At 59.0% G+C, this 26,740-nt stretch carries 26 protein-coding genes and 1 pseudogene; 15 read left to right on the top strand and 12 right to left on the bottom strand.

Annotated elements, in window-relative coordinates:
• The coding region (locus tag AB5Y86_RS09060) for an integrase core domain-containing protein (protein WP_368192510.1) at positions 1 to 157 on the top strand (157 nt) is incomplete at its 5' end.
• 73 nt (positions 158 to 230) lie between these two features.
• On the opposite strand, the gene AB5Y86_RS09055 is transcribed toward AB5Y86_RS09060, so the two are convergent.
• Both AB5Y86_RS09055 and mutH read right to left on the bottom strand, forming a co-directional pair.
• Positions 231 to 554 (bottom strand): isoamylase early set domain-containing protein, encoded by a 324-nt coding sequence (locus tag AB5Y86_RS09055; protein ID WP_005348910.1) that lies wholly within the window; start codon positions 552 to 554, stop codon positions 231 to 233.
• 80 nt (positions 555 to 634) lie between these two features.
• Entirely contained in the window at positions 635 to 1,309 is a 675-nt protein-coding gene (gene mutH / locus AB5Y86_RS09050; protein WP_042084339.1) for a DNA mismatch repair endonuclease MutH, read from the bottom strand.
• Positions 1,310 to 2,042: 733 nt separating this feature from the next.
• On the opposite strand from mutH, the gene rppH reads away from it, so the two are divergent.
• The 4 genes from rppH to thyA all read left to right on the top strand — a co-directional run bounded on the left by rppH (position 2,043) and on the right by thyA (position 6,550).
• Positions 2,043 to 2,570: an RNA pyrophosphohydrolase gene (gene rppH, locus AB5Y86_RS09045; RefSeq protein ID WP_005340421.1), complete on the top strand. Its 528-nt coding sequence runs from the start codon at positions 2,043 to 2,045 to the stop codon at positions 2,568 to 2,570.
• Positions 2,571 to 2,584: 14 nt separating this feature from the next.
• Positions 2,585 to 4,864, top strand: coding sequence for a phosphoenolpyruvate--protein phosphotransferase (gene ptsP, locus AB5Y86_RS09040; protein ID WP_368192655.1), 2,280 nt, complete (start codon positions 2,585 to 2,587; stop codon positions 4,862 to 4,864).
• Positions 4,865 to 4,931: 67 nt separating this feature from the next.
• A complete protein-coding gene (gene lgt / locus AB5Y86_RS09035; protein WP_368192653.1) occupies positions 4,932 to 5,756 on the top strand; it encodes a prolipoprotein diacylglyceryl transferase in 825 nt (274 codons plus the stop codon).
• Complete coding sequence (gene thyA / locus AB5Y86_RS09030; protein WP_111901029.1) at positions 5,756 to 6,550, top strand: thymidylate synthase; 795 nt, start codon at positions 5,756 to 5,758, stop codon at positions 6,548 to 6,550. Before lgt ends, thyA begins: the two co-directional genes overlap by 1 nt.
• Before the next feature lie 186 nt (positions 6,551 to 6,736).
• On the opposite strand, the gene rlmD is transcribed toward thyA, so the two are convergent.
• Entirely contained in the window at positions 6,737 to 8,089 is a 1,353-nt protein-coding gene (gene rlmD / locus AB5Y86_RS09025) for a 23S rRNA (uracil(1939)-C(5))-methyltransferase RlmD (RefSeq protein WP_368192652.1), read from the bottom strand.
• Positions 8,090 to 8,363: 274 nt separating this feature from the next.
• Between rlmD and AB5Y86_RS09020 the strand changes: the two genes are divergently transcribed.
• A complete protein-coding gene (locus tag AB5Y86_RS09020; RefSeq protein ID WP_040066982.1) occupies positions 8,364 to 10,088 on the top strand; it encodes a proline--tRNA ligase in 1,725 nt (574 codons plus the stop codon).
• Positions 10,089 to 10,182: 94 nt separating this feature from the next.
• Here AB5Y86_RS09020 and AB5Y86_RS09015 read toward each other — a convergent pair whose 3' ends face one another.
• The 3 genes from AB5Y86_RS09015 to AB5Y86_RS09005 form a co-directional block, all read right to left on the bottom strand.
• Entirely contained in the window at positions 10,183 to 10,863 is a 681-nt protein-coding gene (locus AB5Y86_RS09015) for an SDR family oxidoreductase (RefSeq protein WP_368192650.1), read from the bottom strand.
• Positions 10,864 to 10,894: 31 nt separating this feature from the next.
• Positions 10,895 to 11,527 (bottom strand): TIGR04219 family outer membrane beta-barrel protein, encoded by a 633-nt coding sequence (locus tag AB5Y86_RS09010; RefSeq protein ID WP_005354809.1) that lies wholly within the window; start codon positions 11,525 to 11,527, stop codon positions 10,895 to 10,897.
• 95 nt (positions 11,528 to 11,622) lie between these two features.
• A complete protein-coding gene (locus AB5Y86_RS09005; protein WP_368192649.1) occupies positions 11,623 to 12,072 on the bottom strand; it encodes a copper chaperone PCu(A)C in 450 nt (149 codons plus the stop codon).
• Between the two features lie 90 nt (positions 12,073 to 12,162).
• On the opposite strand from AB5Y86_RS09005, the gene AB5Y86_RS09000 reads away from it, so the two are divergent.
• Entirely contained in the window at positions 12,163 to 12,912 is a 750-nt protein-coding gene (locus AB5Y86_RS09000; RefSeq protein ID WP_368192647.1) for an enoyl-CoA hydratase-related protein, read from the top strand.
• A gap of 17 nt (positions 12,913 to 12,929) precedes the next feature.
• Here AB5Y86_RS09000 and AB5Y86_RS08995 read toward each other — a convergent pair whose 3' ends face one another.
• Positions 12,930 to 13,358 carry a DUF2753 family protein gene (locus tag AB5Y86_RS08995; RefSeq protein ID WP_005335785.1) on the bottom strand — a complete coding sequence of 143 codons (429 nt, stop codon included), beginning with the start codon at positions 13,356 to 13,358 and terminating at the stop codon, positions 12,930 to 12,932.
• 284 nt (positions 13,359 to 13,642) lie between these two features.
• Here AB5Y86_RS08995 and AB5Y86_RS08990 point away from each other — a divergent pair.
• Positions 13,643 to 14,302 (top strand): annotated as a pseudogene (locus AB5Y86_RS08990) (CatB-related O-acetyltransferase).
• Positions 14,303 to 14,396: 94 nt separating this feature from the next.
• Here AB5Y86_RS08990 and AB5Y86_RS08985 read toward each other — a convergent pair.
• Positions 14,397 to 15,104 (bottom strand): ParB-like protein, encoded by a 708-nt coding sequence (locus AB5Y86_RS08985; protein ID WP_368192645.1) that lies wholly within the window; start codon positions 15,102 to 15,104, stop codon positions 14,397 to 14,399.
• 184 nt (positions 15,105 to 15,288) lie between these two features.
• Between AB5Y86_RS08985 and AB5Y86_RS08980 the strand changes: the two genes are divergently transcribed.
• The 3 genes from AB5Y86_RS08980 (at position 15,289) to AB5Y86_RS08970 (ending at position 19,008) form a co-directional block, all read left to right on the top strand.
• Positions 15,289 to 16,893 carry an ABC transporter substrate-binding protein gene (locus tag AB5Y86_RS08980; protein WP_368192644.1) on the top strand — a complete coding sequence of 535 codons (1,605 nt, stop codon included), beginning with the start codon at positions 15,289 to 15,291 and terminating at the stop codon, positions 16,891 to 16,893.
• 118 nt (positions 16,894 to 17,011) lie between these two features.
• A complete protein-coding gene (locus AB5Y86_RS08975; protein WP_013723462.1) occupies positions 17,012 to 17,311 on the top strand; it encodes a hypothetical protein in 300 nt (99 codons plus the stop codon).
• A 137-nt stretch (positions 17,312 to 17,448) separates the two neighbouring features.
• Entirely contained in the window at positions 17,449 to 19,008 is a 1,560-nt protein-coding gene (locus AB5Y86_RS08970; protein ID WP_368192642.1) for a methyl-accepting chemotaxis protein, read from the top strand.
• Between the two features lie 63 nt (positions 19,009 to 19,071).
• Here the strand turns inward: AB5Y86_RS08970 and dusA are convergent, their stop codons facing one another.
• Positions 19,072 to 20,058, bottom strand: coding sequence for a tRNA dihydrouridine(20/20a) synthase DusA (dusA, locus tag AB5Y86_RS08965; RefSeq protein ID WP_043849695.1), 987 nt, complete (start codon positions 20,056 to 20,058; stop codon positions 19,072 to 19,074).
• A 137-nt stretch (positions 20,059 to 20,195) separates the two neighbouring features.
• Between dusA and zur the strand changes: the two genes are divergently transcribed.
• Genes zur through AB5Y86_RS08950 form a run of 3 tightly spaced genes read left to right on the top strand, consistent with a single transcriptional unit; the run spans position 20,196 to position 21,340 of the window.
• Entirely contained in the window at positions 20,196 to 20,654 is a 459-nt protein-coding gene (gene zur / locus AB5Y86_RS08960) for a zinc uptake transcriptional repressor Zur (RefSeq protein WP_005335805.1), read from the top strand.
• Positions 20,644 to 21,105, top strand: a complete 462-nt coding sequence (locus AB5Y86_RS08955; protein ID WP_005335807.1) for a chemotaxis protein CheX — start codon at positions 20,644 to 20,646, stop codon at positions 21,103 to 21,105. The genes zur and AB5Y86_RS08955 overlap by 11 nt, the downstream gene beginning before the upstream one ends.
• A gap of 4 nt (positions 21,106 to 21,109) precedes the next feature.
• Complete coding sequence (locus AB5Y86_RS08950; protein ID WP_005335809.1) at positions 21,110 to 21,340, top strand: hypothetical protein; 231 nt, start codon at positions 21,110 to 21,112, stop codon at positions 21,338 to 21,340.
• 73 nt (positions 21,341 to 21,413) lie between these two features.
• Here AB5Y86_RS08950 and brnQ (AB5Y86_RS08945) read toward each other — a convergent pair whose 3' ends face one another.
• The 3 genes from brnQ (AB5Y86_RS08945) to AB5Y86_RS08935 all read right to left on the bottom strand — a co-directional run bounded on the left by brnQ (AB5Y86_RS08945) (position 21,414) and on the right by AB5Y86_RS08935 (position 25,347).
• The gene (brnQ, locus tag AB5Y86_RS08945) at positions 21,414 to 22,691 is read right to left on the bottom strand and encodes a branched-chain amino acid transport system II carrier protein (RefSeq protein WP_368192657.1); all 1,278 of its coding nucleotides are present in this window, start codon (positions 22,689 to 22,691) and stop codon (positions 21,414 to 21,416) included.
• Positions 22,692 to 23,140: 449 nt separating this feature from the next.
• Entirely contained in the window at positions 23,141 to 24,445 is a 1,305-nt protein-coding gene (brnQ, locus tag AB5Y86_RS08940) for a branched-chain amino acid transport system II carrier protein (protein WP_005335813.1), read from the bottom strand.
• Between the two features lie 191 nt (positions 24,446 to 24,636).
• Positions 24,637 to 25,347, bottom strand: coding sequence for a tRNA1(Val) (adenine(37)-N6)-methyltransferase (locus AB5Y86_RS08935; protein ID WP_201907536.1), 711 nt, complete (start codon positions 25,345 to 25,347; stop codon positions 24,637 to 24,639).
• A gap of 119 nt (positions 25,348 to 25,466) precedes the next feature.
• Between AB5Y86_RS08935 and srmB the strand changes: the two genes are divergently transcribed.
• On the top strand, positions 25,467 to 26,740 hold a 1,274-nt coding region (srmB, locus tag AB5Y86_RS08930), incomplete at its 3' end, for an ATP-dependent RNA helicase SrmB (protein ID WP_368192641.1).

Genomic DNA, 26,740 nt, shown 5'->3' with positions numbered 1-26,740 from the left:
GAACGGGATTTTGAAAGGAGAGTTGTTGTTGCAAAGCCCGCAGGATTTGACGCAAGCGCGGGAAATGGTGCGTGAAGCGGTGGATATTTACAACGCAGAGCGGCCGCATCATGCATTGAAATACAGAACCCCCGATGCAGTACATCGGGGGTTCTGAGTGGAGAAATGCTAGCCGAAAATGTGTAAACCTATTTCAGGACTAGACACGTCTATTGGCTATCTGGGAGCCGTTACTGGATGACCCGAACTACCGAGTTGTCGCGTCCGAAGGGGCCAGGCACATAGTCGTCCGCAGCCCAGTCATTCTCGTAGAGGGTTTCCCCTGCCGGAGTGATGAGCTGGTAGCAATATTCAAAGTACCCCGGGCCGTCGGTCGGCAGATTGAGGGTGGCTTTGAACTCGCCGCTCTTCATGCGTTTCAGCTCGACCGGTTGCCACTGGGTGAACTCGCCGATCAGCATCACCTGTTCCGCCCCTGCAGCCGCCTCTTTCTCTACTGCAAAGGTCACCTTGACCTCGGGCTTGGACTTCAAAAACTGTTTGATCAGTGGCATGACGCCTCCTTGTCTGTGAGTTAAAAATGGCTCCTGTCTATTTTTATACCACCATATGACAAAGATGTTGATAAGGCAGATCAAGTCGGCAAGGCAAAATAGCGTTGCAGTAGACTGTGGGTGAAGTCGATCTTGAGATAGAAGCCGCGGGGCAGGGTCATGATGGGTTGACCATCGCGGCCGATAGCGCGAGTCAGCGCCTTGTTGTTGGCCGCCTTGGGCCGCAGTTGCATCACCTGGCCGTGGCGTGCGCTGATCTGCTCCACTTCTCCCAGCACTATCATGTCCATTAGCTCCTCCCAGTCCTGACGCAGTAGCCGATCTTCCTCTTCATTTGGGCTCCACATCAGCGGCATGCCGACTCGCCGCTCGCCAACCGGGATCTCGCGACTGCCTTCCACCGGGATCCAGAGCACCCGGGAGAGCTTGTTGCGTACGTTGGACTCCTCCCAGCGCTGGCCGCTGACGCCGATCAGCGGAGCGACGCAGACGAAGGTGGTCTCCAGCGGTTTGCCTTGAGGATCCACGGGGATCGTCTTGAGTTCGATCCCCAGCTCCGGGAAGTCCTGCTCCGGCTTGCTCCCTGCGCTGGCTCCCAGTTGCAGCTCGATCAACTGACCGACCCACCCCTTGTCACGGCGCAGGTCTTTGGGCACAGCGACGCCAGCCTCGGCGGCTAGCTGCGCCAGCGTGAAGCCGGCCATGGCATAGGCGCGGCTCAATAACTCCTGCTCGGATTGGGGATTGCTTGGCATAGTTGGCTCCATCTTGCTCGCCATATTCTAACAGGGGAGGATCCCGAGAAGGATCGCTGTTTTTATAACCGATCCTGAGTGGATAAGATCAAATGCAGAGAATTTAGGGGCTATCAGTTCATCATTATGATTTTAAAGGGTTTTGTCTGTTTTATCGAGCAGTAAGCCAGGTCTGGTTTGACCTCGAAATAGTTGTCCAAGGGTTTGTGCATGATGTTACACACAGTTATCCACAGAAATCTTGGATAAGTGGATGAAAGTGGGTGGAGTCGCTGATATGTTACAAAAAATTGTGAATGCCACCCCATTTTTACAGGGTGAACGGGGTAGATATTGTGCCACTCCTGTGGATAATTTCGCCGTGGCGGATCTTTGAGCAGTTGAACTTGTTCACAATCCGGATCATGGATCTGGCTCTTGGTGGAACATGGATCTAGATCCAGTTGTTTTATCTCAAGCTTATAAAAAATAATGATTTTTTATATTTTATGTCGCGTGATGATGTGGAGAGGCACTTTCAGCGTACAGTTAAAAAGTACTGTATATACCCGTTTGCTAACAGCTTTATGCACAGCCTGGGTGGGCAACTTGGGGGCGCAGATCCTTGGATTTGTTTATAAGTATGTTTGAAATTGAAAGTTATTCATGAAACAGGGGATTCACTCCTTGTTTGCTGCCACGGAGTGAATGTGGAACAATCTCCTTATAGATTCAGCCTTTATAAGGTGATCACGTGATTGATGGCGACGGATTTCGTCCCAATGTCGGTATCGTGATCTGTAACCGTGAAGGACAAGTGTTGTGGGCTAAACGCTATGGGCAGCACTCCTGGCAGTTTCCGCAGGGGGGGGTTGATGACGGTGAAACGCCAGAGCAGGCCATGTATCGAGAGCTGTATGAGGAGATTGGCCTCAAGCCCGAAGATGTGACCATCATGGCCACCAGTCGTAACTGGCTAAAGTACCGTTTACCCAAACGTCTTGTCCGCTGGGACAGTTCACCGGTCTGTATTGGCCAAAAACAAAAATGGTTCCTGTTACAGCTGAATTCGGGCAAGGAGTCGCGGATCCAGTTCGGCTGTCATGGCCATCCCGAATTTGACGACTGGCGTTGGGTCAGCTTCTGGTATCCGGTGCGTCAGGTCGTTTCGTTCAAGCGGGAGGTTTACCGCCGGGTCATGAAAGAGTTTGCCCCGCTGGCGATGCCAGTGCCGGCAGTGCAGGTCAACAAGAAGGATGGGCGGCGCAACCGCGCCCGTTAAGGAGCACAGATTAGTTGTTAACGGAACTGAGACGTATCGTCGAGAGCATGGCCGAGGCCAATACCCTCGAGCTGGCCTTGCAGGCATTGGTGAGCCAGACCCGGCACGCCATGGCAGTGGACTGCTGCTCCGTCTATGTCTCGGAACCCGAGGTGCGCCGCTATCGCCTGGCGGCTACCGACGGCTTGGCCCCGTCCGCAGTCGGCAAGGTGACCCTGCCCTACGAGCAGGGCATCGTCGGTCTGGTGGGTCAGCGGGAAGAGTTGATCAACTTGGCTGATGCCCCCGCGCACCCCAGTTTCAAATTCCTGCCCGATGTTGCTGAAGAGGCGTTCCGCTCCTTCCTCGGCGCTCCCATCATGCATCAGCGTCAGGTGGTTGGCATTCTGGTGGTGCAGCAGAAGGAGAGCCGCCGCTTCGATGAGGGGGAAGAGTCCTTCATGGTCACCCTGGCGGCCCAGCTGGCGGCGCGGATTGCCCAGGCGCAGGCCAAGGGGTGGTTGCAGAAGACCGACTGGAGCAAGCCGCTGCGCGGTATTGCCGGTGCCAGCGGCATCGCTATGGCCAAGGCTTGGGTGTGGCGGCCCCGGAAGGCGCTCTCGTCCATTACCCCGCGCAAGGATGAAGACCATGCCAGCCAGCTGGCACGGCTGGAGCTGGCGGTTGAGGAGGTGCGGCACGACTTGGAGAGTCTGGCGCTGCGTTTTCGCGAGAGTTACAGCCAGGATTCGGTGGCGATCTTCGATATCTACCTCCATCTGCTGAACGATCCCGGCTACATCAAGCCGATCCGCAACAAGGTGAGCAAGGAGCACTGGACTGCGGTCTCTGCGGTCAAGCTCATCAGCGATCGCTTGATCGAGCAGTTCAAGGGGATGAAGGATCCCTACTTGCAGGAGCGCTCCACCGACGTGAAGGATATTGCCCAGCGGCTGATCAGCCGACTGGTGCAGAATGAACCGGAACATATCTCCATCGGCGAGCCGGTGGTGCTGGTTGCCGACGAGGTGACTGCCACCATTCTGGCGGAAGTGCCCCGCGAGTATCTGACCGGGGTGGTCTCGCTCAAGGGGGGGACCAACTCCCACGCGGCCATTCTGGCCCGCGCCATGGGGGTGGCCGCCATCATGGGGGTTGATCTGCCCCTTGGTGACATAGGTGGTCGCATGCTGGTGGTCGATGGCTACAGCGGCGATCTCTTCATCGAGCCCAATCAGGTGATCCTGACCGAGTATCGTCAGCTGCTCAATGAAGAGCGGGCACTCGATACCCTGGTGCGCAGTGTCGACAACCTGCCATCCGAGACGGCCGACGGCACCAAGGTCTCTCTGCTGCTCAACGCCGGGCTCAGTGCCGATACCGAGATCTCCCTCAACCAGCTGGCGGACGGGGTGGGCCTCTATCGCACCGAGATCCCCTTTATGCTGCAGGAGAGCTTCCCCTCAGAGTGGGAGCAGACAGCCCGTTATCGCGGCATTCTGGAGACTTACCGCAACCGACCGGTCTGCATGCGGACGCTGGATGTGGGCGGCGACAAGCCGTTACCCTATTTCCCCATCGTCGAGGAAAATCCCTTCCTTGGCTGGCGGGGGATCCGGATCACCCTGGATCACCCCGAACTGTTTCTGGTACAGCTCAAAGCGATGCTGAGGGCCAGCGAAGGGCTGGACAATCTGGCCATCATGCTGCCGATGATCAGCAGCGTCAGCGAAATCAAAGCCTCCCGTCGTTTGCTGGATCAAGCATGGCGGGAAGTGTCGGAAGAGGCGGCGAGCCGCGATGCGGTGATCCGCTACCCCAGCCTCGGGGTGATGATCGAGGTGCCCTCAGCCCTCTTTATCTTGCCGGAGATGGCGCCGCTCATCGACTTCTGGTCGGTGGGCAGTAACGACCTGACCCAGTACCTGCTGGCGGTGGATCGCAACAATTCCCGGGTTGCCAACATCTACGATGCCTTCCATCCAGCGGTGATCCGCGCCCTGCAACAGCTGGTTGATGCCTCCCACCGCTACCAGAAGCCGGTGTCGGTCTGTGGCGAGCTGGCCGGTGATCCGGTCGGTGTATTGCTGCTGCTTGCCATGGGCTATCGCCGCTTCAGTATGAACACCCACAACATCGCCCGGATCAAGTACGTGCTGCGTCAATCCACCCTGAGCGAATTGACCGAACTGATGGCCGATGGCCTCAAACATGACAACCCCCACGTACTGCGCGGCCTGTTTGCTCGCTATCTGGAGGAGCATGGTTTGGGCGGTTTGCTGCGAGCCGGTCATAAATCGAAACAGAGTGATTGATAATCATGCCTTGTCCCTGCTGACGAATGATCGGAAAATGCGGCTTTTATTTTGACTGGGGCCGCATATGCAGCACGATGGATATTGGGTTTTCTCGCAGATTGATCCCGTAGCATTCAGTTTGGGACCACTATCGGTACGCTGGTATGGTCTCATGTACCTGTTCGGTTTTGCGTTTGCCATGTGGCTGGCTGGCCGTCGCGCCGATGCACCGAACAGCGGCTGGACCCGCAACGAGGTGTCGGATCTGCTGTTCTACGGTTTCCTCGGGGTGATCCTCGGTGGCCGTGTCGGTTACGTGCTGTTCTACAACTTCGATCTCTTCCTCGCGGATCCCACCTATCTGTTCAAGATCTGGACCGGCGGTATGTCGTTCCACGGTGGTCTGATCGGAGTGATCACCGCGATGATCTGGTTTGCCCACAAGACCAAGCGCCACTTCTTCACCGTGGCCGATTTTGTGGCACCGCTCATTCCGTTTGGTCTCGGCGTCGGCCGGATCGGCAACTTCCTCAACGGCGAGCTGTGGGGCCGGGTCACCGATGTGCCCTGGGCCATCATCTTCCCGGAGGCCGGCCCCGAGCCGCGTCATCCCTCCCAGCTTTACCAGTTCGCACTGGAAGGGGTGGTGCTGTTCATCATCCTCAACCTGTTCTGGCGCAAGAATCCGCCGCGCGGTGCCATCTCCGGCATGTTCCTGCTGTTCTACGGCCTGTTCCGCTTCCTGGTGGAGTTTGTGCGCCAGCCGGACAGCCAGCTCGGTCTCTACTTCCAGGAGATCAGCATGGGCCAGATCCTCTCCACCCCGATGATAGTGGTTGGTACCCTGATGATTTGGGTTGCCTATAAGCGTCCGCAGTTGTTCGGTAATGCCGTGAAGGAGGCGAAATAATGCGAGCTTATCTCGACCTGATGCAGAAAATCCTCGATGAGGGCACCGTCAAGTCAGACCGTACCGGCACCGGTACTGTCTCCCTGTTCGGCCATCAGATGCGCTTCAATCTGGCGGAGGGGTTCCCGCTGGTGACCACCAAGAAGTGCCACCTGCGCTCCATCATTCACGAGCTGCTCTGGTTCCTCAATGGCGATACCAATACCGCCTATCTGAAGGAAAATGGCGTCAGCATCTGGGATGAGTGGGCCGACGAGAATGGCGATCTGGGGCCGGTTTACGGCGCCCAGTGGCGCTCCTGGTCTGCGGCCGACGGCTCTGTCATCGACCAGATCCAGAAGGCGGTGGATGACATCAAGCACAACCCGGATTCGCGCCGTATCATCGTATCCGCCTGGAACGTGGGCGAACTGGACAAGATGGCGCTGGCTCCCTGCCACGCCTTCTTCCAGTTCTATGTGGCGGACGGCAAGCTCTCCTGCCAGCTCTACCAGCGCAGTTGCGATGTGTTCCTCGGCCTGCCGTTCAACATCGCCAGCTACGCCCTGCTGACCCACATGATGGCCCAGCAGTGCGATCTGGAAGTGGGTGACTTTGTCTGGACTGGCGGTGATGTGCATCTCTACTCCAACCACATGGAGCAGACAGCTCTGCAGCTCTCCCGCGAGCCGCGCCCGCTGCCGACCCTGGTGATCAAGCGCAAACCTGACTCCATCTTCGACTACAAGTTCGAGGATTTCGAGATCGAGGGTTATGACCCCCATCCCGGCATCAAGGCGCCCGTCGCCATCTGATAGCAAGGCGCCATGAGGCGCCTGATACTATCAATATGCGGTGCGGTAAGGTTGCCAAAATGGACATGCAGCTATTGGTGACGGTGCGATAAGACCCTTGTTGCGATCCATGTAACCTTTGGGGTCTTGCCCATAAAAAACGACGCCAGTTGGCGTCGTTTTTTATGGACAAGAGTCGGGGGCGACTTATGCCTTGGCGGGCAGGCTCAAGCGGGCAACTGCTTCCACATGCATGGAGTGCGGGAACATATCGACCGGCTGCACCTCGTCCAACACGAAGCCCTGTTTGACCAGCCAGGCAAGGTCACGGGCCAGGGTCTGCGGGTTGCAGGAGACATAGACCAGACGACGAGGCGCCATGGCGATCAGGGTCTGCAGCACCGCCTTGTCACAGCCTTTGCGGGGCGGATCCATCACTACCACGTCAGCGGTCACGCCCTGAGCGTGCAGTTCGGGCATCAGCTGCTCGGCCTTGCCGACGTGGAATTCGGTCTGCTCGATACCGTTGAGGGCGGCGTTGCGACGGGCATCGCTGATGGCGCTCTCCACCGACTCGATCCCGACGACCTTGGCGGCCTTGCCAGCAAGGAAAAGGGAGATGGTGCCGATACCGCAATAGATGTCGAACACCGTCTCGTTACCGGTCAGCTCGGCATACTCGAGGGCGCTGGAGTAGAGCACATCGGTCTGGGTCGGGTTGTTCTGGAAGAAGGAGAGGGGCGAGATCTCGAACTCGAGTTCGTGGATCTTGTCGCGGATCACCCCTTCGCCGAGCAGCACCCGGTTGGTGGCGCCCAGAATGCGGTTGGTGCGCTCATCGTTGATGTTCTGCACCAGGGTTGTGACCGGCAGATCGCTCAGGGCTGCCAGCAGCTCGGCTTCGAACGGCAGCTCCTCGCTCAGGGTCACCAGCACCACCATCAGCTCGCCGCTCTTGAAGCCCTTGCGGGTCATCAGGTTGCGCACGCAGCCGCTGTGGTTCACTTCGTCATAGGCAGCGATGTCATGCGCGCGCATCCAGTTGCGCACCCGGGCGTTCAGCTCCACGTGCAGCGGATCCTGCACCGCACAGTCATCGGCGGTGATGAGATCGTGGGAGTGCTTGCGATAAAAACCAATCTCGGCACCGGCGTCACAGCCACGCACCGCATATTGCGCCTTGTTGCGATAGGCGAACGGGCTCTCCATGCCAAGGATATCCTTGACCGGGGTGTCACCCAGCCCGACCTGTTCCAGTGCGCTCTGCACCAAGGCCTGCTTGAGCTTGAGCTGGGCCGGATAGGCCAGCGGACGTACCTGACAGCCACCACACTCGGTGTTGGGGCAGAAATCGGCAACCCGATCGGCAGAGGGCTGGAGCAGCTCGGCAACCTTGCCGTGCAGATAGTTCGGCTTGACCTCGGTCAGCTCCACCAGCGCCTGTTCACCGGGCAGCAGACCTTCGACAAACAGGGGGCGATCGAACAGGCGTCCTTTGCCATCTCCTTTGTCGGTCAGTTCCAGGATCTCGATCTGGTGTTGATGTCCCACTAACGGCATGAGCGGCTCCAAAAGTACTAAAAATGAGGGGTGATGAACGCGGCAGAGCCATGCCCATCGAGAAAAGGTGGCAGAGTTTAGCGGAGATCCGGCCAAATTGCAGGCATAAAAAGCCTGCTTGTTGCAATGGTCATTACCCCAGGCTATCTGCCAGGCGTTGCCACCTTTCGGGCTGCGGCAAATTTAGCCCTTGGGCCATAACGCCCAGCCTGTTAAAATTCCGCCCTTGAAATTATCCTGGGCCCCGCGCCCGTTCTAGCTAAGGTCTACCGCGATGCGTACCAGCCAATATCTGCTTTCCACTCTCAAGGAAACCCCCTCCGACGCTGAAGTTGTCAGCCACCAGCTGATGCTGCGCGCCGGGATGATCCGTAAACTGGCCTCCGGCATGTATGCCTGGTTGCCAACCGGTCTGCGGGTACTGAAGAAAATCGAGAACATTGTTCGCGAAGAGATGAACAATGCTGGTGCCGTCGAAGTCTCCATGCCGGTGGTACAACCCGCCGAGCTGTGGCAGGAGTCCGGCCGCTGGGATGATTACGGTCCCGAGCTGTGCCGTCTGACCGACCGTCACAACCGTCCCTTCGTGCTGGGCCCGACCCACGAAGAGGTGATCACTGCGCTGGTACGTTACGAAGTGAACAGCTACAAGCAGCTGCCGCTCAACCTCTACCAGATCCAGACCAAGTTCCGCGACGAAGTGCGCCCCCGTTTCGGCGTGATGCGCGGCCGCGAATTCCTGATGAAGGATGCCTACTCCTTCCACATCGACAAAGAGTCTCTGGTCGATACCTACGAGAAGATGCACGCCGCCTACTGCAAGGCGTTCACCCGCATGGGTCTGAACTTCCGTCCGGTGCAGGCCGATACCGGCTCCATCGGTGGTACCGGCTCCCACGAATTCCAGGTACTGGCCGAGAGCGGTGAAGATCTGATCGCCTTCTCCGACAGCTCCGATTACGCCGCCAACATCGAGATGGCCGAAGCGCTGGCACCGGCTGGTGAGCGCGCTGCCGCCACCGCAGCCCTGACCAAGGTTGCCACCCCGAACGTCCACACCATCGACGAAGTGGCCGCTTTCCTGAACGTGGCACCGACCGCCATCGCCAAGACCCTGCTGGTACTGGCAGAGGAAGATGAGCACGGCAAGCAGGCCGTCATCGCGCTGGTACTGCGTGGCGACCACGAACTGAACGAAATCAAGGCAGAGAAACTGGCTGGCGTGGCCAACCCGCTGACCTTCGCCAACGACGAGCAGATTAAAGCTGCCGCCGGTTGCGATGCAGGCTCCATCGGCCCGGTCGGCTTTGCCGGTCGCATCATCGTCGATCGCAGCGCTGCCCATCTGGCGGACTTCGTCTGCGGCGCCAACGAGACCGGCTTCCACCTGACCGGTGCCAACTGGGATCGCGACATCGCTACCTATGAAGTTGCCGACCTGCGCAACGTGGTAGAAGGCGACCCGAGCCCGTGTGGCCAGGGCAAGCTGCTGCTCAAGCGCGGCATCGAAGTGGGCCACATCTTCCAGCTGGGTACCAAGTACTCCGAAGCGATGAAGGCGAGCGTGCTGAACGAAGCTGGCAAGTCCGTCACCATGGAGATGGGTTGCTACGGTATCGGGGTTTCCCGTCTGGTTGCTGCCGCCATCGAGCAGAACAACGACCAGTACGGCATCATCTGGCCGGACGCCATCGCCCCGTTCGAAGTGGCCATCGTGCCGATGAACATGCACAAGTCCGAGCGCGTGGCCGAGCAGGCACAGCAGTTCTACGCCGAGCTGAAAGCAGCCGGTGTGGACGTGTTGTTCGACGACCGTAAAGAGCGCCCGGGCGTAATGTTCGCCGACATGGAGCTGCTGGGCATCCCGCACGCCATCGTCATCGGCGATCGCGGTCTGGACAACGGCGTGGTGGAGTACAAGTGCCGCCGCACCGGCGAGAAGCAGGAAGTGGCCATCAGCGACATCATCGCCATGCTCAAGGCCAAGCTGGGCCGTTAATTCCGCCCTCTTCCCGATATAAAAAAGCGCGCCATTTGGCGCGCTTTTTGTTTCTGTATGTTCTGACGACGGCAACCGGATGGCGGGCTTCGCCTCAGGGATTGCGACCGATAAAGAGGTCAGTCACGTGGCAGCTGCTTCTGGCTTCCAGCGCGTCGAGCATATAGGCCGCCGCATCTTCCGGGGTCATGAAGCCACTCGGGTCCACGTGATCCGAGTTGTCCCAGAATTCGCTGCGGATCCCGCTCGGATAGAGGTTGACCAGCCGCAGTGGCGAGCCTTTCAGCTCGGCGCGCAAGGATTCGAGAAAGCCGCGCATCCCCCATTTGGAGGCGCAGTAGAGGCTCTCGTTAGCCTTGCCCACCTGAGCGGCGGAGGAGAGCACATTGGCCAGCACTCCGCCTTTCTCACCGATAAGCCGCACCGTCTGCTGAGCCACCAGAATGGTGGAGATGAGATTGCTCTCCACCACCCGGCGGATCTGCTCGGCGGTGTAGACACCGACCGGGCCAAACTCGCCCACCCCGGCGCAGTGGATCACCATGTCGGGCTGCCCGCCCCACTCCACCGCAGCGGCGAAGGCGACATCGACCTCTTCATGGTGCGCCAGATCGGCCGCGATGCCGATCACCGCGCAGCCGAGTAGTTGCTCCTGCTCCTGCAGTCGCTGATAACGGCGCCCCATCATGGAGACCTGATGGCCCCGCTCAACCAGACCTATGGTCAGCGCCCGGCCGAGACCAGAACCGGCACCTGTCACTATGATATGGCCCATGATTGCTCCTCGCCGTCAGCTGACGGGCAGATTAGAAGGTGAATTCGCCGCCCATGAACCAGCCATCGACAGACTGGTCGATATTGGCGAAGTCGACCTTGGCTTCACGCCAGCCGGCACGCAGCTTGATCGGCATGGAGGAGAACTTGTAGGAACCACCCAGACGGTAGTCATAGTTGTCCGCATCGTGAGTACGCAGATCGCCGAAGAAGGCGATGCCGGTGCCCGGGATCTTCACTTCGCTGCCGGCATAGGCCATCAGGGTATCTTCGTCATAACCCTTGCGACCGAAGTAGACCTGCTCGCCATCGTAGTGACGACCGGTCATACCCAGATCGATCTTGAACAGATCGTTGTTGAACAGACGGTAGTAGAGGCTCAGATCGTAGGCGGTCAGATCGTTCTTGAAGTTACCGCCGGAGGTGCTGAAATCGGAGACTTCAAACTTGGCGTTCGGCAGGAAGATGATGCCGTGTTCCAGTTGCAGATAGCCGTTCCAGTTGTAGCTGTCGTCATAGCTGCCATCAGCACTGGTGCCATAAGCCTGACCACTGCCCTTGGCGGCCCATACGTCGGCACCGGCGGCAAAACGCCAGTCGTCAGCGGCCATGGCACTCTGGCTGCACAGAGCCAGCACAAAACCGGCAATCAGCGTCTTTTTCATTACGTCACTTCCTCTTGCATACATGGAAAAGAGCACTATTTTACTCGGTGCAGCCAAAATACCCAGCGTCAATCCTGAACAAACGACGACAAATGTCAGTGCTTCATATGCTTCATCTCTGCCATCGGCTCAATCGGCTTCACCGGCAGTGACAGATCCAGCGTCTGACCATCATCCATGGTGAGGGTGAGCGGGAAAGGAGTCTGCTCGGAGAGCGTGCCCACCTCGAACAACATGATGTGCAGGCTGCCCGGTTTCAGCACCGCCTCGCCCTTGGCCGGGATCTCGATATTCTCGACCTGACGCATCTTCATCACACCATTTTCGTGCAGGTGGGTGTGCAGCTCGGCACGCCCGGCCGCAGCAGAAGCCGCCGCCACCAGCTTAACCGGTTGGTCGGCGTCATTCTTGAGCACCATAAAGGCGGCGGTGTTGGGGGAACCCGGCGGCAACAGGCGCACATAGCCGTCGACAGCCTCGACCTTGGCCAGTGCAGGCGCAGTCATCCCCAGAACCAGCAGAGAATAAAACGCACGTTTAAACATGGTTGAAATCCTTTTATGATGTTGTTAAACGGCGCCAAGGTTACCCCAGCAGCAACCTTTTTTGCACCTTTCAATAACAAGGATTTAGACATGGCCCCCATTCTCATTGCCGAGCAGCAGGATGGCTTGCTCACCCTGACCCTCAACCGCCCCGACAAGCGCAACGCCCTCAATACCGAGCTCTATAAGCAACTGGTGGCGGCGCTGCGAGAAGCGGCAGCCGATGAGGAGGTGCATGTCCTGTTGTTGCAGGGGCAGCAGGATTGCTTTACCGCGGGCAATGATCTGGCTGACTTTATGGGCAAGAGCTCGCTGGAGCCCGACGACCCCATACTGCAGTTCCTCCACACCCTGGCCGATTTCCCCAAACCCGTGATCGCTGCCGTTGCAGGCCCGGCAGTGGGGATTGGCACCACCATTTTGCTGCACTGCGATCTGGTCTATCTGGCGGATAACGCCCGCTTGCAGCTTCCCTTTGTCGAGCTGGGGCTGGTGCCGGAGTTCGCCTCCAGCCTGCTGCTGCCGCGCTTGGTAGGTCACCTCAAGGCAGCCGAGCTGTTGCTGCTGGCCGAGGCGATGGATGCCGAGGAGGCGCTACGGCTCGGGCTGGCCAACAAGGTGGTGGCGGCCGATGGATTGCTCTCCTTTGCCCGCGAGCAGGGGCTGAAGCTGGCGGCCAAACCGCCCAGAGCGCTGCAAAAGAGCAAGGCGCTGCTGAAACAGGAGCTCAAACAGGCGGTACACTTTGTCATCGATCTGGAGGCGCGCGCCTTCGCACAGGCACTGCAAGGGGAAGAGGCGCAACAGCGCATCGCCCAGAAACTCAAACGGCGGGGCTGAGCCTCGCCCCAATCCGTTCAGTTGAGGCGAAAACGGCCGATCAGCTCGCAGCCCTGCACCTTGTCCTGCAGCTGGATCAGCCGGGCAATTTCCGGATTGGGGTGGCGCTTGAGAAAGGCGAGCAGGGCACCACGACAGCAACCCAGCTCGCTGATCAGCGCCTCGCACTCCCGGTTGGGGCACTGCGGCACCAGCGCAGTGACCAGCTCGGAGGCAAGTTTCAGGTAGCGCAGCTCGTAAGTCGGCTCATCCATCGCCCGCCAGAAGTCGGCCAACCGGTGACAGGTGGCGACTCGCATGGTGGCCAGTTCGGTCAACTCCACCTGGGTCATCTCGTAAACATCCCCCAGCGCCTGCTGATAAAAGCAGATCGCCGCCCCCAGCGAACCGGCCTGCCAGGCACGCTCCGCCTCCAGCATGTATCGTTGCCAACTTTGCGGTGTCATCTCGCTCTCCCGAGTCCGTTATGGTGGGAGTGTTATCATGGCTAATTGAGAATAAATATCAACCAGAGGGTTAGTGCAGGATCTTTGCGCAACCTTGGCAAACCCGGCGCTCGACCTTATGATCGCGCCCCTCCCTCTTCTTTGGAGCACACCACAATGCGACCACGCCTCCCGCAGATGCTGGGCTGCTCCCTGCTCTGCGTGGCCCGCATGCTGGTCTGGATCTATTAGCTGCGCTCAAGCGAGCGCAACCCATCCGATCCATTCAGCAAAGGATTACCAGCATGAACACCTGCCAACACTGGTCGCAGGTCGAATACCTGCACCTGACGGTGACCAACCCCAATATCTGCCTAAAGGGGCAGCACAGCTACTACTCGGGTGCCTGGGATGGCCCCTTCGAAGAGGTGGCGGTGCGCTACCTCCATGGCGATCCCTTCAGCCGCAGCCCGGACACCGGCTGGGAGCCACTCTGGCATATCGACCGGCTCCATATCGGCGACTATGTGCAGATTGCCGCCGGGGTAAAGATCATCATGGGTGGCAACCATACCCACAACACGTCCTTCATCAGCACCTATCCGTTCGCCGATCTGGCGGCGCTCCAGCGCAGCTACCGCCCCGCTGGTGATACCCGCATCGGCAACGATGTCTGGATCGGCATGGAGGCGATGATCATGCCCGGCGTCACCATCGGCGACGGCGCCATCATCGCCGCCCGTTCGCTGGTCAATCAGGATGTGCCGTCCTATGCCATGGTGGCGGGCACCTCGGCCAGGGTGGTGCGGATGCGCTTTGGCGAGGAGGAGATTGCCCGGCTATAGGCCCTCGCCTGGTGGGATTGGCCGGATCAACAGGTCAACGATCTGCTACCGCTGATCCAGCAAGGTGACGTCGCCCTGCTTGAACAGGCTGCTGCCCGCTGGGCGGAGCGCCATGAGTGACCACCGCTAACCAGTAGCTGACAGCATAAGGGCGACCCCGGGGGCGCCCTCTTTTATCTCCGGCATGCTTTGGACCCCGTCATCGCACATCCACTCAGTGCGCGCTTTTGGACTGGTTGAGGCTGCACTGCTTGCCGGGATAACCGGGTAGCTCCTTGGCATCGCTGCCGCAGGCGAGCCGTTTGGCCTGTTGCAGGCGGGCCGCCAGATTGGCGCTGTCCACCGGCACCCACTGCATCTGCTTGCCGAGCCAGCTGGCCCAGGCAAACTCGACGAAATAGACCCGTTTGTCCTTGCGAAAGTAGCCCGCATTCTGCAGCAGTCCGGCGAGGGTGCGATAGGGGTAATCAGGCAGCTTGTCGATACGGGTCGGCAACTGCTCCGGGGTCAGTGGTTGCCCCTTCTCATCCTTGAGCCAGGCCCAGTGGTTGTTCTGCATCTGACTCCAGAAGTTGGCTTTGTCCTGCAGACGACCAATCACCTTGACCCGGGCATCCTTGACGCCCTGCTGCCACAGCGCCTTGGTGAGATGGTGCCTGTCCACCAGCCAGTAGCTGCCATCCGGCGCAATCACCACGGGGATCTCTTTCTTTTTCATCAACTTGTCGAGCTGCTTTGCGCTCATGCCCGCCAATGTGGCCTGGGTCTCATCGACCTGGATCTGGCCGACGCCCCCCTGGGTCGGGTGCAAGGTATCGATGCCGATCTCGCACCAGTTGCCCACCGCCGTGTTGCTCTGGCACGGGGCCAACGCCCAGACACCCTGGCTCAGCACACAGGCCAGCAATAACCATGCTTTCATCGTTTGACACTCCTCACCACATTGAACTGCACAGACGCCGGGAACGCTCTTCTACCCCGATTGGGAGTGAGAGTCGAATGCTGGCGGTCAGACCAGCAAACGGGATATCATGATTTCCCATCTGTCGGCGATATTTTCTCGCCGAGTTTTCTCCCCGCTTCACACTATTTGAAGGATCCGACCCATGAAAGGATGGACCCCCTTGCTGGCCCTGCTGGGCTGTGCTGCTGTCCAGGCTGCCGATATTCCCGCCGGAACACAACTCGCCACCGAGCAGATTGTCGTTCGCCACCTCAAGGATGAACCTGCGAGCCTGAGCCCGCTCAAGCTGGTCGGCCTGCCGGAGTTGCAGGTACTGCGGGATCTGTTCGAGGGGCTGCTGACCCAGGGGCCGGATGGCAAACCGGTTGCCGGGGTGGCGGCCAGCTGGGAAAACAAGGGCAACCAGTTCTTTACCTTCCATCTGCGCCCGGATGCGCGCTGGTCCAACGGCGATCCGGTCAAGGCAGGCGACTTCGTCTACGGCTGGCGCAAGCTGGTCGACCCGAAAGAGGCTGCCACCTTCGCCTGGTTTGCCCAACTGGCCCGTTTCGACAAGGTGGACGAGATAGTCGCTGGCAAATTGCCTGCCAGCGAGCTGGGGGTCAAGGCCCTCGATGACCACACCCTGCAGGTGACCCTCTCCCAGCCGGTGCCCTACTTCCTGAGCCTGCTGAGCCACCCCAGCCTGTCGCCGCTCCATCAGGCCAGCATCGAACAGTACGGCAACCTGTGGACTCAGCCCGGCAAACTGGTGGGCAACGGTGCCTTTGTGCTGAACAACCGGGTGGTCAACGAGAAGCTGGAGCTGACCCCCAACCCTTATTACTGGGATCGGGCCCATACCGTATTGACCAAGGTGATCTTCATGCCGATCAATCAGGAGAGCGCGGCGACCAACCGCTATCTGGCGGGCGATCTGCATATCACCGAATCCTTCCCCAAGGAGCAGTACGACAAGCTGAAGCAGCAGATCCCGAATGAGGTCTACACCCCGGATCAGCTCGGCACCTACTACTACGCCTTCAATACCCGTCAGGCACCACTGAACGATGTGCGGGTGCGCAAGGCGCTCTCCTACACCATCGACCGCGCCCTGATCGCCGACAAGGTGCTCGGTACCGGCGAGAAACCGGCTTATCACTTCACTCCGGATGTGACCGCCAGCTTTACCCCGGCCGCCAACCTGCTCTCCACCAGCAGCCAGCCAGCGCTGGACAGCAAGGCCAAGGCCCTGCTCAAGGCGGCCGGTTACGGCCCGGACAAGCCGCTCAAGCTGACCCTGCTCTACAACACCGCGGAAATTCACAAGAAGATGGCGCTGGCCATCGCCAGCATGTGGAAGCAGAAGCTGGGCGCAGAGGTCGAGCTGACCAATCAGGAGTGGAAAACCTATCTCGACAGCCGCCAGAGCGGTCAGTTCGAGGTGATCCGCTCCTCCTGGGTCGCTGATTACAACGACCCTTCAGCGTTCCTTGGCCTGTGGGGCTCTCGTCACAGCGGCAATATGGCTGGCTTTGCCAATGCCCGTTATGACCAGCTACTGGCAGAGGCGGCCAGCACTCAGGATGCCGCCAGCCGCAGCAAGCTGTTTGGCGAGGCAGAGGCGATCCTGCTGGATCAAGCCCCCATCGCCCCCATCTACCAGTACACCAATGCCCGCCTCATCAAGCCATGGCTCAAGGGCTACCCCATCAACAACCCGGAGGATGTGGCCTACAGCCGCCAGCTCTATCTGATCAAACACTGACACCGGCCACAACGATGCGAGGCCCCGCCGGGCCTCGCTATTGACACTGTTCACACCCAGATTTCCAGCCTAAAATGCCGCCCCTTCTGTTCAATTAATCTTCAATACCCAGTCAGACATGCGTTATTTGATACTGCTCTCGTTGTTGTGGACCCTGCCTGCACAGGCCAACAGCGAATCCCAATGCCAGCAAGAGTTTGTCGGCTGGATGCTGCATCAGCAGCAACAGTTCAGCGATCGCAAGTCTGACAAGATGGAGCGGCGCCGGGCCGAGCGGGCCATCGAGTTGGCTCGTCAGGAGTACGACAAACAAGCCAGCTTCTGCAAAACCATGCAACTTGTACATGAGTACAAAGATGATGATCCTCGCCTCGCCCCAAGAAAGGGTGAAGTTCACGATTTCACACCGGCCAGCTGACCCTCACTTCATCAATTCATTGTGTTGATTAATTGACCCAAGCCAAGTTCGGGTCACTGAAGAGCCTTAGAATGATTAACTGAGAACGACAATAAAAAACATAGTTATCAGTTATTTGGCTTTTTCAGGAACGACACATGACCAAACTCCATCAGGAGGGGGAGATACACTTCCCCGACAACATCGCACTCATCTCGACCACGGATCCCGCCAGTCATATTACCTATGCCAACCAGCATTTCTGTGATGTGGCCGGGTATGGTGCTGCCGAAATGGAAGGGGTGCCCCACAATCTGGTGCGACACCCCGACATGCCCAAAGCGGCCTTCGCCGACATGTGGCAGCGGCTGCGACAGGGCAAAAGCTGGATGGGGCTGGTCAAGAACCGCGCCAAAAGCGGTCAGTTCTATTGGGTAAACGCTTACGTCACCCCGATCCTCAATGCGCAGAAGGAGATCGTCGAGTTCCAGTCGGTGCGCACCAAACCCGCCGCCAGCGATGTGGCCTGGGCCGAGCAGCTCTATGGCCTGCTGCGAAGCGGCAAGGCACTTCCCTGGCTGAGCCGCTTTCACTTTGAACCGGGTCAGCTGACCCTCTGGCTCTCTGTTTCTGCCTTGCTCACCACCCTTGCTACCTTTGCCACCGGCAACCTGTTATGGCTGCTGCCCACCGCCTTGTTGCTGTTGGCACAGGCAATCCACGGCTGGCGATTGCAGCAACGGCTGGCTCATCTGCTCACCCTTGCCGATCAAGACAAGGGAACCCACCTCTGTCAGGTGCTCTACACCCGACGGCGCGACACCCTGGCGGCCGTCGAACTGGCCCTGCGGATGAAGCAGGCCGAGCTCAAGGCTGTGGTCGGGCGTAGCGCCGACACCAACCAGCAGATCCTGCAGGCAGCCGAAGATGACCGGGGCAATATCCAGACCATCGATACCCACCTGCAGCAGCAGCGCGCCCACAGCGAGCAGCTGGCGACCGCCATCACCGAGTTGAGCCACTCCATTCGCGATGTGGCCCACAGTGCCCATGAGGCGAGCAATCTGGTCATAGAGGTACAGCAGGTCTCCGACGAGGGGCTGCAAGCATTGGCGACCACCCGTTCTGCCGTCAACCAACTCCATCAGGAGCTGGATGCCAACCACGCCGTGCTGGCCCAGCTCACCAGCGACAGCCAGAAGATCAGCGGTATTCTGGAGGTGATCAGTCAAATCGCTGACCAGACCAACCTGCTCGCCCTCAATGCGGCCATCGAGGCCGCCCGGGCGGGCGAACAGGGGCGCGGTTTTGCCGTGGTGGCGGATGAAGTGAGGGCGCTGGCCCAGAAGACCCGCGCCTCGACCAGCGAGATCCACGAGATGATCCTGGCGCTGCAACAGACTACACAACAGCTGTCGGACGGGATGACACAAGGGGCGCAGACCTCGGTGCGCTGCCAGCAGCACGCGGGCACCACCGCCGACGTGCTCACCCAGATCAACCGGATGCTGGGGCAGGTAACCCGCACCAGCGACGAGATCGCCCAGGCGGTGAGTCAGCAGGCCGACGTCACGGCGACCCTCGATGAAGGGGTACACCAGATCCACCAACTTGCCAGCCACACTGCCGACAACAGCAGGCAGGCCCTCGATGGCATCACCCTGCTGGTAGAGCGGCTGCAGGACCTCTCGCGGCTGATCAACCAGTTCAGATATTGAAGCGACAGTAATAAAAAAAGCGCGTCAACTGACGCGCTTTTTTCGCTTTGCCTGACAGGAGAGTTATTCGCCCTGCTCGCTGGCGGCAAACTCCGGCACCTTGGCCATGGCATCCAGCACCACCTGAATATCCGCTCCCGGTTTGCAGGCATTCTCGCTCAGGTGACGGCGCCAGGCGCGGGCCCCCTGCATGTTCTGGAACAGCCCCAGCATGTGGCGGGTCATGTGGGAGAGGTAGTTGCCCTTGGCCAGCTCCTGCTCGATATAGGGCAGCATCATCCGTACCACCTCATGGCGGCTCGGCACGGCGTTGTTCTGGCCGAACACCAGGTTGTCTACCTGCGCCAGAATGTAGGGGTTCTGATAGGCTTCACGCCCCATCATGACGCCATCGACGTGTTGCAGGTGCTCGAGAGTCTGCTCCATGGAGGTGACTCCGCCGTTGAGGGCGATGGTGAGATCCGGGTAATCCTGCTTGACCCGATAGACGCGGGGATAATCGAGGGGCGGGATCTCGCGGTTCTCCTTGGGGCTCAAGCCACTCAGCCACGCCTTGCGGGCATGGACGATAAAGGTATCGCAACCGGCATCGCGCACTTGTTCGATGAAGGCCTGCAGAAATTCGTAGGAGTCCTGATCGTCGATACCGATACGGGTCTTCACCGTCACCGGAATATCGACCACATCGCGCATCGCCTTGACGCAGTCAGCCACCAGCGCCGGTTCACCCATCAGGCAGGCGCCAAAGCGACCGTTCTGCACTCGATCGGAGGGGCAACCGACGTTGATGTTCACCTCGTCATAGCCGCGCTCCTCGGCCAACTTGGCACAGCGCGCCAGATCGGCCGGATTGCTGCCACCCAGCTGCAGGGAAATGGGGTGCTCCTGCTCGCTGTAACCCAGATAATCCCCCTTGCCATGGATGATGGCGCCGGTGGTCACCATTTCGGTATAGAGCAAGGTCTGGCGGCTCATCAGTCGATGAAAGTAACGGCAATGCCGATCAGTCCAGTCCAGCATGGGGGCGATGGAAAAACGCTGCGCCTGCATAAAAATCATCCGGGTTGGCTAAAGAAAGGGGCGGATTTTATCACAACGTGAAGCAGCCCCAGAAAATGAATTTTGTCGCCGCGCCATGCGAGGCCCTGTGATAGTATCCGGCTAATAGAAAGGGTATCTGCGCGATCATGAATCAAGACCAACTTTTACAACGAGCCGAGCGACTCTGTATACAGCGAGGGATCCGCTTCACCCCGACCCGACGTCAGGTATTTCGCCTGCTGGCGGCACACGGCAACGCCATCAGCGCCTATGATTTGTTGGCCCAGCTGCAACAAACCGAAGCCAATGCCAAGCCGCCAACCGTCTATCGGGCACTCGATTTTTTGCTCGAACAGGGCTTTGCTCACAAGGTGGAATCTCTCAACGCGTTTATCTTCTGCTGCCACTTCGATCACGCTCACCCGATGCAGTTGTTGATCTGCGACGAGTGCGGGGATGTGGTCGAGCTTCACGATACGGCGATCGATAGCGCGTTTTCCGAGCAGGCCCACTTGCATGGTTTTACTATTACCAATAAGACGATAGAGGCACATGGCCAATGTGCCCGTTGTACGCCCACTGTAGGAAGTCATCATGAAGGCTGATTTTGTAAATCCGTTCCTGCTATCCCTGCTCAATGTGCTCTCGACCATGGCACAGCTGGAACTCAAACCGGGCAAACCGAAACGCAAGATGGATGAGCTGGCGCGCGGCGACGTCTCCGGCCTGATCGGCATGGTCGGCCCGCAGACCCGTGGTTCCCTCTCCATCAGCTTCGAGAAGGGGCTGGCGCTGGAGATCATGCGCCGCATGCTGGGGGAAGCTCCCGCCAACATCAACGAAGAGGTGACCGACATGGTCGGTGAAATCACCAACATGGTGACCGGCGGTGCCAAGCGGATGCTGGGCGAGAAGGGCTACGAGTTTGACATGGCGACCCCCATCATCGTCTCCGGCCCCAACCACACCATTACCCACCGTGCCGATGGCACCAAGATCATGATGCCGTTCGAATCGGATTTCGGTCGCGCCACTATCGAAATTTGCTTCGAGTAACCCTATGTGGAAAGCATTGAAATGGATTTTCATCTGTTGGGCCCTGCTGTTGATCCTGTCGGACATTCAGATCAGCACCTCCCTCTACAAGTACGAAGATAACCGGGTGCTCATCAACTTCCCGCGCTGGGAAGCCAAGCAGCCTTGGGGCACCTTCGAGTGGCATGCCGGACGGGTAGAAACCCACTGGTATGGTCTGGAGGGAAAACCCAAGCCAAAAGGCCCGCAAATCTGATCCTGTAACTGCTACAGCAGAAACAGAAGAGGCCAGCAGATGCTGGCCTCTTTGCTATCTCGTTGTTTCTGAATCAAGCCGCTTCGGCCGCCAGCTTACCGCTTGGTCGCATCAAGATGCCGACGATGCAGGCCAACAGAGTCGGCAGCAGCCAGGCAAGTCCCTTGTCGAACAGCGGCAGGAAGGCAAAGCCGTCCATCGCCATCCCGGCAGCCCCCAACCCATCGAGGCAACCAAACAAAAAGGCGACCGTCAGCACGCCGCGAAACGCCAGCCGTGGCTGGGCAAACCATCCCTTGAGGAAGGTCACCAGCACCAGCGCGATGGCAACCGGATAGATGGCCACCAGCACCGGAATCGAGAGGCCGATCAGCTCGCTCAGCCCCACATTGGCCACCACTGCACAGAGCGCCCCCAGCAGCATGACCCAGTTGCGATAGGCCCAACCTGTCAGGCCATGGAAGTAGTCGGCACCGGCACAGAGCAGGCCGACCGCACTGGTAAAACAGGCCAGGGTGATGATGGCAGCCAGAATAAACTGACCCGGTTGACCAAACAGACTCAGGACGTAAGCATTGACGATGGCGCCGCCGTTGTTGATATCGCTCGCCACCCCACCGGCGCTGTTGCCTAGCTGAAAGAGCGAGACATACACCGCCGACAACCCGACTGCCGAGATCAAGCCTGCAATGGTCAGATATTTGAACTGGCTGCGATAATCCTCGATCCCCTTCTGGCGCAGCAACCCGATGATCAGGGCGCCAAACATCAGGGAGGCCAGGGTATCCATGGTGTTGTAACCCTCCAGCATTCCTTTGGTTAGGGCGGCATCTATGTACTCACCGCTGGCATCTGGCATGGTGCCCTGCGGCGTCATAAAGACCCCGACCGCCAGAATAAGCAGCATCGCCATCAGGGCTGGGGTCAGATACTTGCCGACCGCATCGAGCAGTTTGCCCCGATCGAGCGCCACCAGGATCACCAGCGCAAAGAAACTCAGGGTGTAGATCAGCAGCCCCTCATGACCGGCATCGCCGAGCCAGGGCTTGAGCCCCATCTCGTAGGCGACCAGACCGGTGCGGGGAATGGCAAAGGCTGGCCCCATGATGATATAGATGGCGATGGCCAGCGCCGTCGCCGCCCCGGCGGGCAGATAGCGGGTCATTCCGGTCCAGCCACTCGCGCCGCCCCCCGAGCTCCCCTTGGCCACCGCAATCAGGGTGATCAGCGGCAAACCCACTGCCGTCAGCAAAAAGCCACACATGGCGGCCAGCAGATGCTCACCGGCCATAAAACCGGCCAGCGGCGGAAAAATGATATTGCCTGCCCCCAGATAGAAGGCAAACGTCATAAACCCCAATCCGAATACGTCGGACAACTTCAATGATTTCGTCAAACTCAACCTCATCTGCCTTATCAGCTTGTTATTGATTGCACCCACTGCCTGGCAGATAACCGGTAACAATACCTCTCGCCCCCACACGGCCCGCGGACCGGATGAGGTGCACCACCTTTAGCATAAAGAAGAGGAGTTCGATCTCAATCACCAATTAATATCTTGAAACAATTTACCGCTGCGGAATTAATCGCCGAACAACTCAGCAATCCATAAACAGGTGTCACACGTGGCGTATGGGAGGCAAGAAGAGGGGAACGTGTTATAGCGGCAAGATACGGCTGCTCAGATGCTATCTGCGTACAGTGACAATTACGGCAGCAAAGCGAGGCGAGAAGCGAGGCTCACAGAAAACAAAAGAGCCTGCACGGGGCAGGCTCTTGGCAATATCAGATCGGGTGTGATCAGGCAGCTTCGGCAGCCATCTCGGTCGGACGCACCATCACGCCAACTACGCAGGCCAGCAGGGTCGGCATCAGCCAGGCGAGGCCCTTGTCGAACAGCGGCAGGAAGGCAAACGCATCCATCTTCATACCGGCAGCACCCAGACCATCCAGGCACCCGAACAGGAAGGCAACCATCAACACGCCACGGAACACCAGACGGGGACGGCCGAAGTAACCCTTCAGGAAGGTGACCAGCACCAGCGCCACGGCAACCGGATAGATGGCAACCAGCACCGGAATGGAGAGGCTGATCAGCTGGCTCAGGCCCACGTTGGCGACCACGGCACAGATAACGCCCAGCAACACCACCAGCTTCTTGTAAGCCATGCCGGTCAGATTGTGGAAGAAATCGGAACAGGCGGAGATCAGACCGACTGCAGTGGTAAAGCACGCCAGAGTGATGATGGCCGCCAGAATGAACTGACCCGGCTGACCAAACAGGCTCAGTACGTAGGCGTTGACGATGGCGCCACCATTGCTGACATCGGTCGCCACACCGGCGGCAGTGTTACCCAGCTGGAACAGGGAGACGTACACCACGCTCAGACCAACGGCAGAGATGAGGCCGGCAATGGCCAGATACTTGAACTGGCTCTTGTAATCGTTGATGCCTTTCTGGCGCAGCAGATCGACGATCAGGGCGCCAAACATCAGGGACGCCAGGGTGTCCATGGTGTTGTAGCCTTCCAGGATCCCTTTGACGAAGGGGCTGTTCTGATAGTCACCGGACGCATCAGGCATGGAGCCTTGCGGCGCTACGAATACCCCGATCGCCAGAGTCAGCAGCAGCAGCATCAGTACCGGAGTCAGGTATTTGCCGATGGCGTCCATCAGCTTGCCCTGGTTCATGGAGACCAGAATGGCCACACCAAAGAAGATCACGGTATAGGCCGCCAGACCCGCTTGCCCCATGTCACCGATGAATGGCTTGAGGCCCATTTCATAGGCAACCAGACCGGTACGGGGCGCGGCAAAAGCCGGGCCGATGATGATATAGATGGCAACGGCCAGCGCAGTCGCGACACCGGCAGGCAGCAGTTTGGTCATGCCAGCCCAACCGTTACCGGCTTTCGCCACGGCCAGAATGGTCACCAGAGGCAGGCCCACGGCAGTGACCAGGAAGCCAAACATCGCCAGGGAGAGGTGCTCACCAGCCATGTAACCGGCCAACGGCGGGAAAATGATGTTACCGGCGCCCAAGTAGAAGGCGAAGGTCATAAACCCTAATCCGAGTACATCGGACAATGTGAGTGATTTCGTCAAGTTCAACCTCGTCTGTCTTGTAAATTATTGCTTGTTATAGTTTTTATCGGTCGCTGACCGGGTGTGTTCAGGGGGTATAAAAAAAGAGCCCCGCATGTTTTTTCATCGCAACCAGTGGTTTTAGCTGGTCTGGAGCGGGCGCTCGATCTGGAACCAGCATAATGGCGTGAAAAAATAGTTCAAGACGAAATTTACATCTTCAAATAGAAGGGGTTGGTCAGTTGGATATATCTGTCGGAATAGGCCCCATCAGCAGAATGGATCACAATTTCACCCCTCTCACACCTGTTTAATCCTCTGCCAAGTAGCAATAAAACACGATTTGCCTCTTTACCCTCTCTGGTGATAACAGCTGTATAACAAATGCCATGCAGATCATAATTCGCCGAAATGCATAAAATTTCATCGGCCATCGCCGTCGGCAGCACCAGCGCCACCTGCCCGTTCGGGCTCAGCAAACGATCGCAGGCCGCCAGTAATGCGTGGCTGTCGAGGGCGCCGGTATGGCGGGCCAACGCCCGCGCCGGATCGCTAAATGACTGGCCTGCCACGAAATAGGGAGGGTTGGAGACGACAAGATCGTAAGGGGCAGCCTGATAATCCTGAATGGCACTCTCTATGATGGTCACCCGATCGGCCCAGGGAGAAGCAGCCGCATTCTCCCGCGCCTGACTGGCCGCATTAATATCCAGCTCAACCGCATCAAGACGGCAGTCAGATCTGCTGCGCTGGGCCAGCATCAGGGCGATCAGGCCGCTGCCGGTGCCGATATCGAGCACTCGACGCGCCTGTTCGACCGGCGCCCAGGCACCGAGCAAAATGCCATCGGTGCCTACCTTCATGGCGCAGCGATCGTGATTGATATGGAACTGTTTGAAGGTAAATCCGCGACTACGTCCCATCTGGCCCCCGTCATCTGCAAAAATGGTGGGCGATTATAGCGGCTAAGACACACTCACCAATAGGAGCCGACGAGATAATCGCCTATAATCTGCCGTTTCCTTAATGACCGAGTATTGCCATGAGCCAGTCCTTTGATGATTTCGACCTGCACCCCGCCCTCAACCGGGCCTTGGCCGAGATGGGATTCACCCGCCCCACCACCATCCAGCAGATGGTGCTGGAGCCAGCCCTGGACGGCCGCGATATTCTGGCATCCGCTCCGACCGGTACCGGCAAGACTGCCTCCTTCCTGCTGCCGGCACTCCAGCACCTGCTGGACTTCCCGCGCCGCAAGCCGGGCCCCTGCCGCATGCTGATCCTGACCCCGACCCGCGAGCTGGCTCTGCAGGTGACCGCCCACGCCAAGGCGCTGGCGGCTCACACCAACCTCAGCATCGAGACCATCATCGGCGGCGTCAGCCATGAAGAGCAGCTGCCTGCCCTGACCAAGACCACCGACATCGTGGTGGCCACCCCGGGCCGTCTGCTCGAGTACATCGAGAAAGAGGAGTTCGAGAGCCACGACATCGAAGTGCTGGTGCTGGATGAAGCGGACCGCATGCTGGACATGGGCTTTATCAAGGATGTGAACCGCATCGTGGAAGAGGCGCGCTACCGCAAGCACACCATGCTCTTCTCCGCCACCCTGGAAGGGGCCGGCCTTGAGAAGTTCGCCAACGAGATCCTCAAGGATCCGGTGGAGCTGCATGCCGAACCGCCCCGCAGCGAACGTCGCCCCATCACCCAGTGGATCCATCTGGCCGATGACGCCGCCCACAAGCTGGCGCTGCTGACCCATATCCTGAAAGATCCGGAAACCCAGAAGGCGATCATCTTCGTCAAGACTCGCGAGCGTCTGGCGGAGCTCTCCGGCCAGCTGCAGGCGGCAGGTATCTCCTGCGCCTGGATCCGTGGCGAGATGGAGCAGAGCAAGCGTATCGAGTCGATCCGCAAGTTCCACGAAGGGGAAGTACCCTTCCTGATCGCCACCGACGTCGCCGCCCGCGGCATCGACCTGCCGAACGTCAGCCATGTCATCAACTACGACATGCCCTACGGCGCCGATGTCTACGTCCACCGGATCGGCCGTACCGGCCGCGCTGGCAACCGTGGATGCGCCATCAGCCTGGTGGAAGCCCACGACATGGCGATGGTCGCCAAGATCGAACGCTACACCGAAGAGCGCCTCAAGCGCCGGGTGATCGACGAGCTGCGCCCGAAACACAAGGAAGCGCGGGTACCGGTGAAGAAGAAAAAGTGGCGGCGGTTGCCGCACTCCAGCACCAGATCGGTCATGACTCCCCAGAGCGCCGGATCACACAACCAGGCGTGCTGGCGCCGGATAAAATCTGG

This window comes from Aeromonas sp. s8, from assembly GCF_040907785.1.
Taxonomy (GTDB): Bacteria; Pseudomonadota; Gammaproteobacteria; order Enterobacterales; family Aeromonadaceae; genus Aeromonas; species Aeromonas veronii.
Note: the sequence above shows the minus strand (reverse complement) of the source record. Positions and strands in the feature narration are given on the sequence as shown.